Genomic DNA, 1,387 nt, shown 5'->3' on the forward strand with positions numbered 1-1,387 from the left:
CTGCCCGCCGGTGACCGCTGTGCCGGGTGGGAGCGCCGTCAGCGGCCCGGTGCGTCCAGCGGGTTGGCCCGGACCCGGTCCGCCCAGCCGTCGCGCACCAGCTCCGCCGCCGCGCAGCCGGGTTTGCGCTCGGCCTGGTCCTCGACCCTCGCCAGGAACGCGGGGGCGAACCCGAGGCGCGGGTAGCGGGTCAGGATGTCGTCCCGCACCCGCTCGGGGAACCGGTCCAGCCCTCGCCCCGACACGTCGGCGCTCACCGCCACCTGGAGCAGGTGGCTCTCCGGGTCGTCGTCGGCCGACACGTCGTCGCGCATGTGCAGCACGATGACCTCCGCCAACCGGTCGCGGCGCACCCGACCCCACCCCGCGCCCGCCGCGAACACCCGCGCCAGGTGCCCGCCCGCCTCCTCGAACGGCAGCTCGTGGCTGTCGAACGGCGCGGTGAGCGCGAGGTCGTGCAGCAGCGCGGCGACGTAGAGCAGCTCACCGTCGTGCGGAACGTCCACGTCGGCGGCGTACGCCGTGGCCCACGAGAACGCCCGCAGCGAGTGGTTCAGCAGCCACGGCTCGGCGTACTCGTGGCACACCTCCAGCGCTGCGGCGGCGGCCTTCGAGTCGGGCCGGGTGAAGATGAAGTCCACGTCGTGCAGCCTAGGCGGCCGGCCGGCGCGAGGCGATCACGACACCACGCCGTCGGCCACCAGGCCCGCCCAGATCGCCTCGCCCACGGCGGTCAGCGCGGACTGGGGCCTGATCATCACGGTGAACGTGCCGATCCGGCCGTCCTCGTCCAGCTCGATCAGGTCGATGCCCTCGACCTCCTTGCCGTCCACGACGGTGCGGAAGTGCAGCACGTGGCCGTTCGGCCCGTCGTACCGGCCGACGTACCGGAAGTCCCGGAAGGTCCGCTGAAGCACGGCGAACAGCGCGCGCACGGTGTCGATCCCCTCGAACGGCCGGAACTTCACCGGGCTGTGGAACCGGATGTCGTCGCTGAAGAACCGCGTCGCGCCGACGACGTCCCCCGCCTCGACGGCCGCCTTGAACCCCAGCGCCGCGTTCACGCCTGCCTCGTCCATCCCGCCTCCTGCTCGGTCCTGCTCGTGCCTTGTGCTCAGATCGTGGCCGCGAGTCGCATGCCCTGGTCGATGGCCCGCTTGGCGTCGAGCTCCGCGGCGACGTCCGCCCCGCCGATGACGTGCGTGACGACACCGCGCCCGGTGAGCGCGTCCACCAGGTCGCGCACGGACTCCTGGCCCGCGCACACGACGACGGTGTCCACGTCCAGTACCCGCGGCCGTTCCCGACCGGGTCCGAAGGTGATGTGCAGGCCGGCGTCGTCGATCCGCTCGTAGTTCACGCCGGTCAGCTGCTCGACCCCCTTGGC

At 72.9% G+C, this 1,387-nt stretch carries 2 protein-coding genes and 1 pseudogene; all 3 read right to left on the reverse strand.

Going from position 1 to position 1,387, the window contains the following annotated elements:
* Nucleotides 1-38: 38 nt before the first annotated feature.
* Nucleotides 39-641 carry an HD domain-containing protein gene (locus AB0G02_RS40385; protein ID WP_360805883.1) on the reverse strand — a complete coding sequence of 201 codons (603 nt, stop codon included), beginning with the start codon at nucleotides 639-641 and terminating at the stop codon, nucleotides 39-41.
* A gap of 36 nt (nucleotides 642-677) precedes the next feature.
* Nucleotides 678-1,079, reverse strand: coding sequence for a nuclear transport factor 2 family protein (locus AB0G02_RS40390; RefSeq protein ID WP_360805886.1), 402 nt, complete (start codon nucleotides 1,077-1,079; stop codon nucleotides 678-680).
* A 35-nt stretch (nucleotides 1,080-1,114) separates the two neighbouring features.
* Nucleotides 1,115-1,387 (reverse strand): annotated as a pseudogene (locus tag AB0G02_RS40395) (NADPH-dependent 2,4-dienoyl-CoA reductase); the annotation flags it as partial.

The sequence above is a fragment of the Actinosynnema sp. NPDC023658 genome, from assembly GCF_040639995.1.
Classification (GTDB): domain Bacteria; phylum Actinomycetota; class Actinomycetes; order Mycobacteriales; family Pseudonocardiaceae; genus Actinosynnema.

What these genes read in the sequence shown, in the direction of transcription:
- AB0G02_RS40390 (WP_360805886.1), bottom strand. Translation starts at nt 1,079, where the DNA reads ATGGACGAGGCAGGCGTGAACGCGGCGCTGGGGTTCAAGGCGGCCGTC.